This window comes from uncultured Plantibacter sp., from assembly GCF_963518075.1.
GTDB classification, from domain to species: Bacteria; Actinomycetota; Actinomycetes; order Actinomycetales; family Microbacteriaceae; genus Plantibacter; species Plantibacter flavus_A.
This window is the reverse complement of record NZ_CAUQHZ010000001.1, coordinates 731,980-746,589: the sequence shown is the minus strand read 5'-3', so window position 1 is coordinate 746,589 and position 14,610 is coordinate 731,980. Positions and strand designations below refer to the sequence as shown.

At 69.5% G+C, this 14,610-nt stretch carries 14 protein-coding genes; 9 read left to right on the top strand and 5 right to left on the bottom strand.

Annotated features, from left to right (window positions below; translation table 11 throughout):
• Positions 1 to 137 precede the first annotated feature (137 nt).
• The 5 genes from RWN05_RS03540 to RWN05_RS03520 all read left to right on the top strand — a co-directional run bounded on the left by RWN05_RS03540 (position 138) and on the right by RWN05_RS03520 (position 7,378).
• Entirely contained in the window at positions 138 to 1,460 is a 1,323-nt protein-coding gene (locus RWN05_RS03540) for an MFS transporter (RefSeq protein ID WP_205847551.1), read from the top strand.
• An 8-nt stretch (positions 1,461 to 1,468) separates the two neighbouring features.
• Complete coding sequence (locus RWN05_RS03535; protein WP_079003674.1) at positions 1,469 to 2,620, top strand: anhydro-N-acetylmuramic acid kinase; 1,152 nt, start codon at positions 1,469 to 1,471, stop codon at positions 2,618 to 2,620.
• Positions 2,621 to 2,707: 87 nt separating this feature from the next.
• Positions 2,708 to 3,604: an N-acetylmuramic acid 6-phosphate etherase gene (gene murQ, locus RWN05_RS03530; protein ID WP_064295643.1), complete on the top strand. Its 897-nt coding sequence runs from the start codon at positions 2,708 to 2,710 to the stop codon at positions 3,602 to 3,604.
• Between the two features lie 19 nt (positions 3,605 to 3,623).
• A complete protein-coding gene (gene nagB, locus RWN05_RS03525) occupies positions 3,624 to 4,409 on the top strand; it encodes a glucosamine-6-phosphate deaminase (protein ID WP_079003676.1) in 786 nt (261 codons plus the stop codon).
• Positions 4,406 to 7,378 (top strand): FAD-binding and (Fe-S)-binding domain-containing protein, encoded by a 2,973-nt coding sequence (locus RWN05_RS03520; RefSeq protein WP_399542860.1) that lies wholly within the window; start codon positions 4,406 to 4,408, stop codon positions 7,376 to 7,378. Before nagB ends, RWN05_RS03520 begins: the two co-directional genes overlap by 4 nt.
• Positions 7,379 to 7,556: 178 nt before the next feature.
• Here the strand turns inward: RWN05_RS03520 and RWN05_RS03515 are convergent, their stop codons facing one another.
• Both RWN05_RS03515 and RWN05_RS03510 read right to left on the bottom strand, forming a co-directional pair.
• A complete protein-coding gene (locus RWN05_RS03515; RefSeq protein ID WP_079003678.1) occupies positions 7,557 to 7,955 on the bottom strand; it encodes a hypothetical protein in 399 nt (132 codons plus the stop codon).
• A 247-nt stretch (positions 7,956 to 8,202) separates the two neighbouring features.
• Complete coding sequence (locus RWN05_RS03510) at positions 8,203 to 9,090, bottom strand: MerR family transcriptional regulator (protein ID WP_314138552.1); 888 nt, start codon at positions 9,088 to 9,090, stop codon at positions 8,203 to 8,205.
• 317 nt (positions 9,091 to 9,407) lie between these two features.
• Here RWN05_RS03510 and RWN05_RS03505 point away from each other — a divergent pair, with 317 nt between their 5' ends.
• Positions 9,408 to 10,277, top strand: a complete 870-nt coding sequence (locus RWN05_RS03505; protein ID WP_314138551.1) for a hypothetical protein — start codon at positions 9,408 to 9,410, stop codon at positions 10,275 to 10,277.
• A 694-nt stretch (positions 10,278 to 10,971) separates the two neighbouring features.
• Here the strand turns inward: RWN05_RS03505 and RWN05_RS03500 are convergent.
• Both RWN05_RS03500 and RWN05_RS03495 read right to left on the bottom strand, forming a co-directional pair.
• Positions 10,972 to 11,118: a hypothetical protein gene (locus tag RWN05_RS03500; RefSeq protein ID WP_314138549.1), complete on the bottom strand. Its 147-nt coding sequence runs from the start codon at positions 11,116 to 11,118 to the stop codon at positions 10,972 to 10,974.
• Positions 11,119 to 11,397: 279 nt separating this feature from the next.
• Complete coding sequence (locus RWN05_RS03495; RefSeq protein WP_314138547.1) at positions 11,398 to 12,270, bottom strand: alpha/beta hydrolase; 873 nt, start codon at positions 12,268 to 12,270, stop codon at positions 11,398 to 11,400.
• Between the two features lie 85 nt (positions 12,271 to 12,355).
• Between RWN05_RS03495 and RWN05_RS03490 the strand changes: the two genes are divergently transcribed.
• Both RWN05_RS03490 and RWN05_RS03485 read left to right on the top strand, forming a co-directional pair.
• The gene (locus tag RWN05_RS03490; RefSeq protein ID WP_314138545.1) at positions 12,356 to 12,853 is read left to right on the top strand and encodes a CGNR zinc finger domain-containing protein; all 498 of its coding nucleotides are present in this window, start codon (positions 12,356 to 12,358) and stop codon (positions 12,851 to 12,853) included.
• The gene (locus tag RWN05_RS03485) at positions 12,831 to 13,280 is read left to right on the top strand and encodes a hypothetical protein (RefSeq protein WP_079003684.1); all 450 of its coding nucleotides are present in this window, start codon (positions 12,831 to 12,833) and stop codon (positions 13,278 to 13,280) included. Before RWN05_RS03490 ends, RWN05_RS03485 begins: the two co-directional genes overlap by 23 nt.
• A 111-nt stretch (positions 13,281 to 13,391) precedes the next feature.
• On the opposite strand, the gene RWN05_RS03480 is transcribed toward RWN05_RS03485, so the two are convergent.
• Positions 13,392 to 13,637, bottom strand: coding sequence for a hypothetical protein (locus RWN05_RS03480; protein ID WP_079003685.1), 246 nt, complete (start codon positions 13,635 to 13,637; stop codon positions 13,392 to 13,394).
• Between the two features lie 16 nt (positions 13,638 to 13,653).
• Here RWN05_RS03480 and RWN05_RS03475 point away from each other — a divergent pair, with 16 nt between their 5' ends.
• Positions 13,654 to 14,481, top strand: coding sequence for a MerR family transcriptional regulator (locus tag RWN05_RS03475; protein WP_314138544.1), 828 nt, complete (start codon positions 13,654 to 13,656; stop codon positions 14,479 to 14,481).
• Positions 14,482 to 14,610 lie beyond the last annotated feature (129 nt).

The window sequence follows — 14,610 nt, the reverse complement described above, 5'->3', positions numbered from 1 at the left end:
CATCCATCGTCGAACTGTGTATGTTTGTTGCAACGACTCGCGACCGGTGCCCTCCTCAGGTGCGGACTGGCCGACACGTATAGCGGAGTACCGCGGGTACTGCCGGCATGCACGATCCAGGAACCAAGGGAGGTCCCGTGACCAGCTCCACACCACGCAGCGACGTGATCAGCAGCACCGCCCGACGCCGGGCCATCGTCGCCGGCAGCGTCGGCAACTTCATCGAGTGGTACGAGTTCGGGATCTACGGGTTCCTCGCCACGATCCTCGCCGCACAGTTCTTCAGCGACGGCCAACAGACCGGTATCGAGTCGCTCATCGCGACCTACGCGTCCTTCGCGATCGCCTTCTTCTTCCGCCCGGTCGGGGCTGCGCTCTTCGGCCGCATCGGCGACCGGATCGGCCGCAAACCGACGCTCATCCTCGTCCTGGTCATGATGTCCGGGGCGACCGCCCTCATCGGCATCCTCCCGACGTACGCCTCCATCGGCGTCGCGGCGCCCATCCTGCTCACGATCGTGCGCATCCTGCAGGGCCTCTCCGCCGGCGGTGAGTTCGGCGGCGCCGTCTCGGTCATGACCGAGTTCGCCCCGGCCGGGAAGCGTGGCTTCTACGGATCGTGGCAGTCGTTCACGGTCGCACTCGGACTCCTCGGCGGCGCCGGCACCGTCGCGCTGCTGGCATCCCTGCTGTCCGAAGCCGATCTGGCGGCGTGGGGCTGGCGGATCGCCTTCCTGCTCGCCATCCCCCTCGGCGCGGTCGCCCTGTTCCTCCGCTTGAAGCTCGAGGAGACGCCGGAGTTCCAGAAGGTCGCCACCGCCGACACCACCAAGGTCGCCGAGCCGGTCGTCCGCGCGGGTGCCGCAGAGACCGCCAAGGCGATCCTCCTGGGGATCGGCCGCCTGATGGGCTGGTCCGCAGCCGGATACACCTTCCTCGTCGTCATGCCCTCCTACCTCCAGAGCAGCCTCAACGCGTCCTTCCAGGAGGCGCTGATCTCCACGGTGCTCGCGAACGCCGGCTTCGCGGCGACGATCCTCCCGGCCGGCTGGCTGTCGGACAAGATCGGTCGGCGTTGGGTGATGCTCACCGGCACTGGTCTCATCGTGATCCTGGCGCTGCCCCTGCTCAACGTGCTGCAGAACCCGGACCTCGGCGTCGGTGTCCACGGCCTCGCCGTGTTCGTCGCCGGAGCGGTCGTCGGCCTGATCGCAGGCCCGGGCCCCGCCATGCTCGCCGAGATGTTCCCCACCTCCGTGCGGTACACCGGTCTCGGACTGTCCTACTCGATCTCGAACGCCGTCTTCTCGGGCAGCGCCGGCCTCATCATCACCTCGCTGATCGCCTCGACCGGGAACGTCGACGTCCCGGCCTACTACGTGATGGCGACCTGCCTGGTGAGCGCGATCGCCATCGGCACGCTCCGCGGGAACGCCCACCGGGCGGAGCTGCGCAAGTGAGCCGCCCGATGCGCGTCATCGGCCTCATGTCCGGCACCTCGCACGACGCGATCGACGCCGCCGCCGCCGAGATCGGCGTGGACGGCGACACGCTCGTCGTCCGCCCGCTCGGGATGATCACCGCCGGGTACGACCCGGAACTGCGAGCCGCGATCACCGCAGCCCTGCCGCCGGCGACCACCACTGTCGACGACGTCTGCCGTTTGGACACGCGGATCGGGCAGGCCTTCGCCGATCTCGCGGTCCGAGCGGTCGCGGAACTCTGCGACGGGGAGGCCGACCTGATCGTCTCCCACGGCCAGACGATGTACCACTGGGTCGAGGACGACCGGGTCGAGGGCACGCTCCAGCTCGGCCAGCCGGCCTGGATCGCCGAACGCACGGGCTGCACCGTCGTCGCCGACCTGCGTTCGCGTGATGTCGCGGCCGGCGGGCAGGGTGCTCCGCTCGTGAGCATGATCGACGCGCTCTGGCTGGGTGGCGAGACCGCTGCGGCCGTCAACCTCGGCGGCATCGCCAACGCCACCATCGTGCGGCCGGGCCACGACCCGATCGCGTTCGACAGCGGACCGGCGAACGCCCTCATCGACGCCGTCGTCGCCGAGCACACCGGCGGCGCCCGGCAGTTCGACGCCGACGGCGAGCTCGCCGCGCGTGGCACCGTCCACGAGGAGACGCTCGACCTCCTCCTGCGCGAGCCGTACTACCAGCGCCCCGCTCCGAAGTCGACGGGCAAGGAACTGTTCCACCTCGACTACCTCCGCGAGCAGCTCGCCGGCCGTCCGACGCTTCCGATCGAGGACCTCGTCGCGACCCTCACCGAGCTGACCGCACGGACCGTGGCGGACGCCGTCCGTGGGGTGGAACGCGTCATCCTCGCCGGCGGAGGGGTGCGCAATCCTCAGCTCGTCGCGCGCATCCGGGCCGCACTCCCCGAGGCCGACGTCGTCAGCAGCGACGACGCGGGCCTCCCATCCGACGCGAAGGAGGCGCTCGCCTTCGCCGTCCTCGGCTTCCTGACGGTGAACGGCCAGGCCGGATCCCTCCCCTCGGCCACCGGCGCCTCACACGGCAGCGTTCTGGGCGCGATCGTCCCGGGACACTCGCTCCCCGCGCGGACGCTCGACGGTCCTCCTCGCGCGCTGCGGTTCGAAGCATGACCGACGACAGCCCCACGGATCACCACGACGGCGTCAGCCCGTCCGACCCAGAACGGAGGGCCGTTCGTGCCTGAAGCATCGAGTACCTTGGCAGCGCTCTCCACCGAGGGACGCAACCCGCGCACGGTCGACCTCGACACGCTGGACACGCTCCGGCTGCTCGAGGTGATCAACGACGAGGACCGACTCGTCGCCGACGCGGTCCGAGCGGAACTGCCGAGCATCGCGCGCGCCGTGGAACGCATCACGGAGGCTCGCCGGCAGGGTGGGCGACTCGTCTACCTCGGTGCAGGGACGAGCGGCCGGATCGGACTGCTCGACGCGGTCGAGTGCCCGCCGACCTTCGGCACCGATCCCTCCGAGGTGCTGGGGCTCATCGCCGGGGGCGAGCACGCCTTCGTCGTCGCCGTCGAGGGCGCCGAGGACGACCTCGAGCTCGGCGCCTCGGAACTCATCGCGGCCGACCTCCGCCCCACGGACGTCGTCGTCGGTCTCGCGGCCAGCGGTCGCACCCCGTACGTCATCGGCGGCCTGCGCTACGCACGCCATCTGGGCGCGGGGACGATCGCGGTGTCCTGCAACCGGAACGCCCGGATCAGCGCCGAGGCGGACATCGCCATCGAGGTGATGACCGGCCCCGAGGCGCTCACCGGTTCGACCCGGCTGAAGGCCGGCACCGCGCAGAAGCTCGTCTGCAACATGCTGTCCACCGCGTCCATGGTGCGCTCGGGCAAGGTCTTCTCCAATCTCATGGTCGACGTGAAGCCGACCAACGAGAAGCTCGTCGACCGCGCACAGCGCATCGTCGCGGACGCCACCGGTGTCGAGCGGTCGCTCGCCGACGCCGCCCTGGAGCAGGCCGGCGCACACGCCAAGACCGCCGTCGTCATGCTGCTCGCCGATGTGGACGCGGCGACGGCCGCCCGGCTGCTCGAGTCGCACGACGGCGATGTCCGCTCGGCCGTTGCTGCGGCGAGCGCCTGAGTAGGAACGAAAGGACACCGTGGAGATCATCATCCTTCCCGACGCCGCCGAGGTCGGTCGCGTCGCCGGTGCGAAGATCGCGTCGATCGTCGCCGGGCGGCCCCAGGCCGTCATCGGCCTGGCGACCGGGTCCAGCCCACAGGGCATCTACAAGGAGCTGGCCCGTCGCGTGCAGGCGGGCTCGCTGTCGTTCGCCGAGGCCCGCGGCTTCGCGCTGGACGAGTACGTGGGCATCCCGGCCGACCACCCCGAGTCGTACGCCAGCGTGATCGCGCGCGAGGTCGTCGTCCCGCTCGGCTTCGAACCCTCGCGCGTCCGCGTCCCGGACGGTCGCGCCGCAGACCTCGCGGCCGCCGCGAAGGAGTACGACCGGGCCATCGCCGAGGCCGGCGGCATCGACGTGCAGATCCTCGGCATCGGGTCGAACGGACACATCGGGTTCAACGAGCCCACGTCGTCGTTCGCGTCACGCACGCGCATCAAGACCCTCGCGCCGAAGACCCGCCAGGACAACGCCCGCTTCTTCGACTCGCCCGACCAGGTGCCGACCCATTGCATGACGCAGGGACTCGGGACCATCCTCGAGGCGCGCGAGCTCGTGCTGGTCGCCCAGGGCGCCGGGAAGGCCGATGCCGTCGCGGCCGCCGTCGAAGGACCGCTCAGCGCGTTCGTCCCCGGGTCGGCGCTCCAGTTGCACGAGCACGCGACCGTCGTCATCGACGAAGCGGCGGCATCAGGGCTGCGGTTGTCGGACTACTATCGCTACACCTACGACAACCGGCCGGACTGGCAACGCTTCGAATGAATCGGCCGGGCGATGGCCGACGACGCCCCCGTCCTCTGAGGCGTCCGGCCACCGTAGCCGCAACCCAGCACCCCGCTCCCCTGCACCCCGCTGACGCCCGCATTCGAGAAGGAAGCCTCGTGGCACACCCGACCACCGCCCCATCCCGCATCACCGAAGCCATCGGCGGAGCCGTGGGCGATCCCTCCCGGATCCGCACCCGAGCGATCGACCTGGCTGCCTACGCCGGGGATGCATCGCACTACCTGCTGACGCCCGAGGCGGTCGTCATCGCGGAGAGCGCTGCCGAGGTCGCAGCGATCCTCCGGGCGGCGACGCGGTCCGCCGCACCCGTCACGTTCCGGTCGGGTGGCACGAGCCTGTCCGGCCAGGCGTCCGGTTCCGGCATCATCCTCGACACCAGGCAGCGGTTCAAGATCATCGAGGTGCTCGACGACGGTAAGCGCGTGCGGGTGCAGCCAGGGGCGACGGTGGCGCAGGTCAACGCGCGACTCACCCGACTCGGCTACCGGCTCGGCCCGGACCCGGCGAGCGAGGTGGCGTGCACGATCGGCGGTGTGATCGCGAACAACTCCAGCGGTATGGCCTGCGGGATCGACGAGAACACCTACCGGACGCTGGAGTCGATGGTGTTCGTCCTCCCGTCCGGCACGACGATCGACACGGCCGATCCGACGGCCGACCGACAGCTCCACGAAGCGGAACCGGAGCTCGCCGAGGGCATCGAGCGCCTGCAGCGCCGCGTGCGATCGGATCCGGCGTCGGTCGCGTCCATCGAGCGCCACTTCTCCCTGAAGAACACCATGGGGTACGGGATCAACGCGTTCCTCGACTTCGAGTCGCCCGTGGACGTCCTGCAGCACCTCATCATCGGCTCGGAGGGCACGCTGGCCTTCGTCGCCGAGGCGACCTTCCGCACCGTCCCCGTCCTCCCGCTGGTGTCGACCGCACTGGCCGTGTTCCCCTCCCTCGACGCGGCGACGCGCGCGCTCCCCGAACTGGTCGCGTCCGGAGCCGCGACGCTCGAGCTCATGGACGCCACGTCCCTGACGGTCGGGCAGCGGCTCCCCGGCAGCCCGGCGGAGATCCAGGGGTTCACGCCGCAGGATCACGCGGCACTCCTCGTCGAGTACCGCTCGGAGGACGCCGTCGAGCTCCGGGACCGCGCGACGGCGGGCGGCGTGCTCCTGAACGGTCTGGACGTGCACGCGCCGGTGGTGTTCTCGAGCGACGCGTCCCAGCGGTCACGCGCCTGGGCGCTCCGCAAGGGTCTCTACGCCTCGGTCGCGGGAGCGCGCCCCTCCGGCACCACGGCCCTCCTCGAGGACATCGTCGTCCCGACCGCCGCTCTCGCAGACACCTGCGCGAGCCTGCAGGAGCTCTTCGTGCAGCACGCCTATCGCGACTCGGTCATCTTCGGCCACGCGAAGGACGGCAACATCCACTTCATGCTGACCGACCGGTTCGAGGGCGACGCCGCGCTCGGCCGGTTCAACGGCTTCACGGAACAGATGGTCGACCTCGTCCTCGCGGCGGGCGGCAACCTGAAGGCCGAGCACGGCACGGGTCGCGCCATGGCACCGTACGTCCGCCGGCAGTACGGCGACGAGCTGTACGGGGTGATGCTCGAGCTGAAGCGGTTGGTCGACCCGGCCGGGGTGATGAACCCCGGCGTGCTGATCGACGAGGATCCCGAAGCGCACCTCCAGGGGATCAAGCTCCAGCCGACGGTCGAGGAGGAGGTCGATCGCTGCGTGGAGTGCGGGTACTGCGAACCCGTCTGCCCGAGTCGCGACCTGACGCTGACGCCGCGGCAGCGCATCGTCGTCCGCCGTGCCGAGGAGTCCGCTCGCGCTCGCGGGGACATCGCCCTCGCAGAGGAGTTGGCAGACGACTACGACTACGCCGGCGTGCAGACCTGTGCCGTCGACGGGATGTGCCAGACCGCGTGCCCGGTCCAGATCAACACGGGCGCGCTGGTCAAGCGCATCCGGCGAACGGAGGCGGCTCCGGTCGCCGCCGCGGGGTGGAAGGCGGCCGCCACCGGTTGGGGGCCGGTCACGCGGATCGGTTCGGTCGCACTCTCCGGCGCGAAGCTCCTGCCGGCTCCGGTGGTCGGTGCGGTGACCGACGTGGCCAGGGCCGTGCTCGGTACCGACACCGTGCCGAAGTACTCAGGAGATCTGCCGGGCGGCGGACGCTCGCGGAAGGCACTCGGTCGGACGGTGGGTGCCGCTGACGGCCCGACCGTCGGCATCTACGTTCCGGCGTGCGTGAACAGCATGTTCGGCGCGGCGGACGGCGGGGACGGCGTCATGGGCGCTTTCACCCGACTGCTCGAACGGGCGGGCCTGAGCATGATCGTGCCCGACGGCGTCGAGTCGATCTGTTGCGGCACCCCGTGGTCGTCGAAGGGCTTCGCGTCCGGCGCTGCGGTGAACGAGCAGCGCACGGTCGAACGCATTCGAGCGGCCGTGGCCGACAGCGGCCTGGTGGTCGTCAGCGACGCGTCGAGCTGCACCGAGGGCTTCGCGAAGCTCCTCAGCGAGAGCGGCGTGGTCGTCGAGGACGCGGTGGCCTTCGCCGCCCGGGAGATCCTGCCTCGGGTCGACGTCTCAGCGCAGATCGAGCAACTCGTCCTGCACCCGACCTGCTCCTCACGGCAGATGGGCCTCGACCCGGATCTCGTGCGGATCGGCGAAGCCGTGGCCGAGCGCGTGCACGTCCCGGACGACTGGGGCTGCTGCGCCTTCGCCGGCGACCGCGGCATGCTGCACCCCGAGCTGACGGCGGCCGCGACGAAAGCCGAGGCCGCCGAGGTCGCCGCCCTCGGTGCCGACGCGCACGCGTCCTGCAACCGCACCTGCGAGCTTGGTATGACCCGTGCCACGGGCGAGGACTACCGCCACGTGCTCGAGCTGCTCGACGCCGCGTCGTCCAGCGCGGTGGGTGGGGCAAGCCTGCGATGACGGGCTGAGTCGCTGACCGAGCCCTCGGCGGTGGGCGCGGCCACCTTGCCCGCAGGCCGCTGCTCGTCCTCGATAGCCGCATGGCGACAGGGATCGAGTCACGCCGCTCGCGCTCGGCCGGTGGACGGACGGAGGGGCCCGGGACGTGTCCCGGGCCCCTCCGTCACGCGTCGAGTGACTATGCGACGCAGGACTTCAGTCCGTAGACGGAGGCAGCCAGGCCCACGTAGGCGACGACGCCGGTGCCGGCCGTCTGGACGATGCCGTACGCGGACGCGCCGGTGCCGACGACGGCGACCAGGCAGTCCATGTTGATGGCGTTCGGATCGGCGACGGTGCCGTGCCCGGTCAGCGCGATGGTCTCGATCTGCTTGCCGTTGATGTACTTCTGCAGGTACGAGCCCTTGCAGGTGCTCAGCGCCGCGCCCTTGGTCATGCTGTAGGACGACCCGTCGGTGCCGACGCAGACGTATTCGTACTGCCCGGCGGGTTCGGCGTTCGCGGCGCCCGCCGCGCCGACGGTCAGCCCCATCGCTGCGACCGCGGTGATCAGGATCCGAGAGAACTTCGTACGCATCAGAGATACTCCTTTGTCTCGTTTGTTTCCGAAGCCGACACCGTACCCACCCGTCGTCGCTTGAAGTCAAGGACGAAGGCGTGTTACTCGCGGGCGCGCGTCCCACTTCGACGATCCGCGCGCCAGCCCGGTCCGATCGTCTCCACGGGACCGACCGCTGGATCGGAGGCCGCACCATCGACACCCACGTGAAGAACCTCCGGGCTGGTGACGACCAGTCCCGACACAGACGATCGCGGTCGACGACTCAGCGTTCGGCCGGTGGTGCGAGGTCAAGTGCATCGAGTTCGAGGACCAGTTCCATGCACCGCAGGCGTGCGCGGGAGAAGTCGTAAGGCATCATCCGGACGGCCTCGGTGAGGCTCGTCGAGCCGCAGGTCGAGCCCGCGCCGTCCTCGTCGTCGGGAAGGGGGTGCGACTCGTCCCACACTTCGAAGCGGTCGTCGTCGGCCTGCGCCAGGCCGGAGTCCTCGATGACCGTGCGGAGGGCCGCCTCGAAGGCATGCCGTTCGGCGGCGACCTCCGCGACGCGGGGGTCGTCGACCGCGACCGTGTCGTCGAGTGCTGCTTCGGCGGCGTCGACCCGGTCGGACTCCTCCCGCAGCTCCGGGTGGGTGGCCAAGGCGATGAACCGCGACGCCTGGACGGAGGCGCCGAGCCCACCGAAGATCCGCTCGGTCACGAGCAGGGTGTCCAGGTCGTCCTGCCGCAGGGCGCCCACGGGCAGGTCTGTGAGGCGGTCGCTCACGACGTCGGAGAGCAGCCCCAACCTGCTGCCCTGCGCACGCATGCGCTGCACGGCGGTCCGCTGCTGCTCGAGTTCCGCCTGCCGAGCGACGAGGGAGCCCTCCAGGCGGTCCAGGATCCGCGCGACATCGTCCTCGGTATCGGTGATGCCTTCCGCAAAGGCGTCGCGGATGTCGTCGAGGGCGATGCCGGCGTCCGCCATCCGACGGATCCAGAGCAGCCGGATCATCTCGTCGTAGCCGTAGCGGCGGCGACCGTCGCTCCCCCGCTCGGGCTCAGGGAGCAGACCGATCTGGTGGTAGTGACGGATCGCCCGTGGGGTGATGCCGACGAACGCGGCGGCGCCTCCGATGGTGACCTGGCGCGGCGGGGTGAAAGTCGAGAACATGTGGGGGCCTTCCTCGGTGGGCGGAATACGTCCACTGCACCACATGACGCTACGGCAGGTGCAAGTCGACCCACGGCCGTCCCCGGGAGACGGATGTGCCTCAGTTGTGGTTCTCCTACGTTCGAGTGCACGAACAGGATGAAGCCGACCATGACCAGAGCAACGAGCCTGAACCGCTCCCAGGACCACATCGCCCGCCACTCGCGTCGAAGGTCCGTCGAGAGCGCGCATTCCGCTCGCCAAGGCGTGACGAACGAACTGAAGGCGCACGCTCGGCACAGGGCTGCACCCTGGGGCGCCATGGTTACGCTGGCGATATGACCGATCGCGTCCTGCGGAACAGTGACCCGATTGACCCTGACGCCGACGTGCGTGCCGAGCTGACGACCCGCCTCTCCGAGCTGCGAGGTCGGCAGCGTCCCGACGCCGTGGTCGAGGCCTCCCGCGCGGCGGTGCTGGCGGCAGTGCCGAGGCTGCGTAGCGCACAGGCGCGTCTTGCTCGGGACAGCGGTGGCGACGGACGAAGAGCGTCCCGCACCCGCTGGGGCGCTCGCGACACGGCGACGGTGGTCGCGCTCCTGCTCGGGTTGCTTGCGGCCGGTCTCGTCCTACCGTCTCCCCGCAACGGCCGGCCGGCTCTCGGTGTCGACGAAGCGGCGATGTGGGTGGGGCTGTGCGCGATCGTCTCAGCGGTGATCTTCGGCCTCCTCGAACGGGGAAGACTCACGTCGTTCCTGCTCGGCGCACACACGCGCGGCGCGGCGCGGCTGTACGTGGTGGTCGGCGTCGTGTGGACGGTGGTCTTCGCCTACGTGGTGGGCAACTGGGATGAGGTCGATCGGTACGAGCCCGCCCGGGCGATGACGGGCCTCGTGCTCCTCGGCACAGCTGTGGCCGGAATCGCTGCGCTGGCGGTGGTCGCTCGCCGCCGGGATCGCGTCGCGCTCGCTGATCCGATCACGGCGGCGAAGGACGAGTGGGGCAGGAGCCCGGGAGACGTCGATCCACTTCGGCAGTGGTGGGCTGCGCTCCCCAGCACGCTCACGCCAGCCGAGCGGCGTGCAGCGGATCGCTCCTACGGTGTGACGCTCGAGGTCTTGGAGGGGGAGAAGATGCTCCGGGCTCGCGACGCACGGCGCCTCCGACGCAAGAATCCTGCCGCGGTCTGGCGGGGCGACACAGGCTGAGATGAAGCGTGAGCCCCCGCCCGACGGCGACGCACGACAGTCCTCCGGGCGAGGATCCTCTCATCCGGTCAGCAGCGCTCCGTTCGGCGATGCACGGATGCCTCGTCGCCGTTCATGCAGCGTTCACCCGCGCGTTCCGCCGGTCCTCGCGAATGACACTGATGATGCCGATAGCCGTGGCGAGCAGGAGGAGGCTCTGCACGATCGCGGGGTACAGCTCGGTCGGTACCGGGCGTCTTCGACGCTCCGGCACGGCAGCGACATCGCGAACACGACCGCTGAAGCCACGCTCGCCCAGGTCCGGGAGCGAGGAGCATGACTTCGAGATCTGACCTCAGCTGAGAGCCAGGAGGGCCCAACGGCTCAGGGCTGCGCCCGTACCGAGTATCACGGCGGCGCCCCAGACGAGGCCCGCGCTGATTCTCCTGGTCAGCCCGAGGCGTTTCCGCAGCCGCGTGACGGTCTCGACGTGTCCCGCCATCTCTGCTGTGAAGCGCCGAAGCAACACCTCGTCTGCAGGTGTGGCCGGCGCAGGAGTCGTTGGCTCGGACAGACGTTCCACCGCGCGGGAGACCGAGTCGATCCGCACCTGCACGGCTCCCGTGTACTGCTGGACGATGACCCCGGCAGACAGGACGAACGCCCCTATGGAGGTCGTGAAGATCGGCAGTACCTGCGCCAGCTCCTTCTCCGATTAGTCGTCCAGCGGGCCGATGAACGCTGCCGAAGCTATAAAGCCGACGCCCAGTACCGTCAGGAGGACGACCAACGCACCCGGCCAGGTGGCGAGCGGTTCATCGACCAGCTTCCTGAACCCGTGGACGTTCACCGTCTGAGCCATGCAATCGAACCTACCCGCGACGATGACAATCGCGCAGCATCGATCCCGGGGCTGCACTTCTCGACGGCGGACACCTCGGTGCAGAAGCTCGTCGACGCCGGGATCCTCGTCCAGTCCAGCGCAGGCGGACGGAACCGCTACTGGCAGGCCGGCGAGGTCCTGCAGGCGCTGGACGAGTCCGGCGCACGGGCCAGTCGTCGGCGGGGAGGTTTCCGAGCTGGCCAGCCCGGAAGGCGCCGCCGCTGAGCGCAGTCCGGGTGGAGGGACCGATCCGCCGAGCTAGGCGCTTCGCTCGGTCGTCCGGAGCCAGTCCGTGATGGTGGTAGCGACGTGGTCGAGGTCGGATTCGAGGAGGAAGTGTCCGCCGTCGACGAGTTCGACGCGAGCATCGGGGACGTCGCGGGTGAACGCCGTGGCGCCGGCGGCTGCGAAGATCTCGTCGTGACGCCCCCAGATCGCGAGCACCGGCACCTGTGAGGTGCGGAGCCAGTCGTGCACCGCGGGGTAGAGGTCCCGGTTGGTGGCGTAGTCGCGGAAGAGCGCCAGCTGCACGTCGTCCTGACCCGGTCGGGCGAGGAGCGCGAGGTCGTGCTCCCAGGCGTCGGGGTCGACGGTCGTCGGGTCCGGCACGCCGTGGTTGTACTGCCACTCGACGGCCTCCCGCCCGAGGGCCGGACGGAGCGCGTCGCGCGTCTCGGTGGTCCGTTCGGCGCCGTCGGCCCAGATCGGGTCCCAGAAGCTCGGTACGAAGCCTTCTTCGTAGGCGTTGCCGTTCTGGGAGATGACTCCGACGACGGCAGTGGGGTCGTTGAGGGCCAGTCGCCAGCCGACCGGGGCGCCGTAGTCCTGGACGTAGATCGTGTACTGCGTCACGCCGATGGTCGAGAGGAACCGGCCGGTCACCTCTGCGAGGGCCGCGAAGGTGTATTCGAACTCGTCGACCGAGGGGGCGGAGGAGCGACCGAAGCCGATGTGGTCTGGAGCGATGACGCGGTACTGGCCGGCAAGCGCCGGGATGAGGTGCCGGAACATGTGGGAGCTGCTCGGGTACCCGTGGAGGAGCAGGAGCACGGGAGCGTCGGCAGGGCCGGCCTCACGGTAGAAGACGTCGAGCCCGTCGATCGAGACGGTGCGGTGGTGGACGATGACCATTGCTAACCCCTTAAGATTGTTTTACTGGTTAGCCAGACGGTAGCATGGATCCAGGGCGCCGGTCGGCGCGACAGAACGGAGAACGATGCTTCGCGACGAGGAGCTGCTGCTGGGCCTGTTGAACAGTGCGCCGGTCGTCGAGGGCACCCCGACCGATCAGCTCGAGGGGGTGGCCGGGCGAGACCTCGTACGCAGCTGGGGTGGCACCGGATCCACGGACGAGGTGGCTCGCCTTCGTCGTGCGAGGCAGGCGCTGCAGACCATGGTCCGCGGCGATGACGGAGGAGCGATCAGAGACCTCGCGGGCATCCTCGACGATGCCGTGCGCACGCCGCGTATCACCCCGGATGGCGTGGTCTGGGAGCTTCAGGTCCCTGACGACGATCGCTTGGTGGCGGGGGTCGTGCTGGCGTGGTCGAGCGTGATCACGGAGTTCCCCGGGCGCCTCCGCGCCTGCGCGAACCACGAGTGCACGCAGTTCCTCGTCGACCACAGTCGACCTGGCACCGCGAAGTGGTGTTCGATGGCGGTCTGCGGCAACCGGATGAAGGCGCGCACGCATGCGCGCCGCGCTCAGAGCTGAGCGGCCCGGCACACGCTTCCTCGCCTCGACGTTGGTCTCGGCGGCGATGATGGGACCCCCGGGCCGCCGGAACCAGTACCTCGACGCGATGACGGCGGTGGCGGTCGCCGGGCCGGCCACGGTGGTCGCCTTGCTGGCTGGCGTCACGGTGGCGCTGCTCCCCGTGCCGACTCGACGGGCGTTCGCTCCGACCGCGGAGACGTTCTCCATCACCCTGCTCGTCATCGTCACCGCGGTCGCCCTCTATCGCGGAGCCGTGGGCGCTGACGACGATCGCCAACTCGACGCCGGAGCGGTCGGCGGATGGCTGTTCGGCGCCGTCGGGATCATGGTTCTGCTGACCGCGGTCGCGATCCGCGCCGACCGCAGGCGACGAGCCGACCGTCGTGCCACGTCGACGACCGCACGGCGGTCGTCGCGCCGCTGACCGCAGCGGCGCGCGGACCGGGACGAGTGGGGCCGGAGCTCGCATGCGGTGCGTGCGCTCAATCGTCGTCTCGATCTCACTGGGGTTCCTCTGCCGAGCGGGGCAAGCACGCTACTGAGCGGAACGACGCGATTGCGCCTTCTCGACTCGACCTGCGACATACAGCCGAGACAGAATCGCGATCGCGCCCACCGCGGTCCCGATCCAGGACACCCAACCGTGGTCGGTCATGAAGTTCGTGATCGGGTCGGGGAGGAACCGCAGCACGTTCGGGTTGCTGTTGTGCAGAGTGAAGGAGACGGCGATCAGGATTCCGAGACCCGCGAGGACGGCGAGGGCGGCACTCAATTTCTTCATGGAATGAGAGGACACCGTGCCCTTGGGGCCGAGTCAAGTCATCCGTTCGCTTGACTCTGCCCCTGGGGCATCTGCTGGTATTGAGATCGAAGACGGGGAGAAACGTATGGCGTGGAGCACGCAACAGCTGGCCGACCTCGCCGGCACGACGGTGAAAACGGTCCGGCACTACCATCAGGTCGGGCTCCTCGATGAGCCGGAGCGCGCGCGCAATGGCTACAAGCAGTATCAGACCTCCCACCTGGTGCGACTCCTGCAGGTCAAGAGGATGAGCGATCTCGGCATCTCCCTCGCGCAGATCCGCGCGCTGGCCACGAGCACGCTCGACACGGACGCCTCCATCGCCGTCCTCGATGCCGAACTCGAGGCGAGCATCGAACGACTGCAGCGCGTGCGCGCGGAACTCGCCCTCCTCCTGCGATACCGCGCGCCTCTCGACACGCCCACACCGTTCGCGCACTCCGCCGACGGCCTCCCGGAGAAGTACCGCGGGCTGCTCACCGTGTACTCCCGCGTTCTGAACGAACCGGCGCTCCACGACACGAGCGATCTCCTGAACGAGCCGGATGAGGCGAGCGAACCGTTCGAATCCCTCACCGACGAATCGGACGACAGGGCCATCGATGATGTCGCACAGCTCCTCGCGGTGTCGATGGCGGCCCACCGCGAACGGTTCCCGTGGGCTTCCGATCTGCGATCGGCTCAGCGGACGAAGGGGAATCTCGCGCAGGAGGCACTCTCCTCCGCGGTGGTCGATGCCTTCAATCACGGCCAGCTGCGTGCTCTCGCGCGCGCGAACGAGATCGTCCGCAAGGCTGACACGGTGAACGATGAAACGCTGTGAACGATCCGCGTCACGGGCGCCACGGAGTTGACCCTGTCGTCGGGGCACGGTGTCCGATGACACCCATGAAGAACAACATATTCTCGGTGGCCTGACGGCTGTATCCGCGCTCAAGCGATCACCCGATTC

Bases quoted from the DNA above. Each gene is read 5' to 3' on its own strand.
- RWN05_RS03520 (WP_399542860.1), top strand. From the start codon at position 4,406: ATGAATCGGCCGGGCGATGGCCGACGACGCCCCCGTCCTCTGAGGCGT.
- RWN05_RS03535 (WP_079003674.1), top strand. From the start codon at position 1,469: ATGCGCGTCATCGGCCTCATGTCCGGCACCTCGCACGACGCGATCGAC.
- RWN05_RS03495 (WP_314138547.1), bottom strand. From the start codon at position 12,270: ATGGTCATCGTCCACCACCGCACCGTCTCGATCGACGGGCTCGACGTC.
- RWN05_RS03490 (WP_314138545.1), top strand. From the start codon at position 12,356: ATGCTTCGCGACGAGGAGCTGCTGCTGGGCCTGTTGAACAGTGCGCCG.
- RWN05_RS03510 (WP_314138552.1), bottom strand. From the start codon at position 9,090: ATGTTCTCGACTTTCACCCCGCCGCGCCAGGTCACCATCGGAGGCGCC.
- RWN05_RS03500 (WP_314138549.1), bottom strand. From the start codon at position 11,118: ATGGCTCAGACGGTGAACGTCCACGGGTTCAGGAAGCTGGTCGATGAA.
- RWN05_RS03480 (WP_079003685.1), bottom strand. From the start codon at position 13,637: ATGAAGAAATTGAGTGCCGCCCTCGCCGTCCTCGCGGGTCTCGGAATC.
- RWN05_RS03515 (WP_079003678.1), bottom strand. From the start codon at position 7,955: ATGCGTACGAAGTTCTCTCGGATCCTGATCACCGCGGTCGCAGCGATG.
- RWN05_RS03505 (WP_314138551.1), top strand. From the start codon at position 9,408: ATGACCGATCGCGTCCTGCGGAACAGTGACCCGATTGACCCTGACGCC.
- RWN05_RS03485 (WP_079003684.1), top strand. From the start codon at position 12,831: ATGCGCGCCGCGCTCAGAGCTGAGCGGCCCGGCACACGCTTCCTCGCC.